1 protein-coding gene is annotated in these 402 nt (G+C 41.8%); it reads right to left on the reverse strand.

Annotated elements, in window-relative coordinates:
- Positions 1–132: antirestriction Ral family protein (locus P3R27_RS14925; RefSeq protein WP_119126700.1), on the reverse strand; the 132-nt coding region annotated here is incomplete at its 3' end.
- Positions 133–402: the final 270 nt, after the last annotated feature.

Consider the following 402-nt stretch of genomic DNA (forward strand, 5'->3'; position numbering starts at 1 on the left):
ATCGACATATTTCCCATCTTCCATTACAGGAAACATTTCTTCAGGCTTAACCATGCATTCCGATTGCAGCTTGCATCCATTGCATCGCTTGAATTGTCCACACCATTGATTTTTATCAATAGTCGTAGTCATACGGATAGTCCTGGTATTGTTCCATCACATCCTGAGGATGCTCTTCGAACTCTTCAAATTCTTCTTCCATATATCACCTTAAATAGTGGATTGCGGTAGTAAAGATTGTGCCTGTCTTTTAACCACATCAGGCTCGGTGGTTCTCGTGTACCCCTACAGCGAGAAATCGGATAAACTATTACAACCCCTACAGTTTGATGAGTATAGAAATGGATCCACTCGTTATTCTCGGACGAGTGTTCAGTAATGAACCTCTGGAGAGAACCATGT

The sequence above is a fragment of the Enterococcus spodopteracolus genome (genome assembly GCF_030441955.1).
Classification (GTDB): domain Bacteria; phylum Bacillota; class Bacilli; order Lactobacillales; family Enterococcaceae; genus Enterococcus_B; species Enterococcus_B spodopteracolus.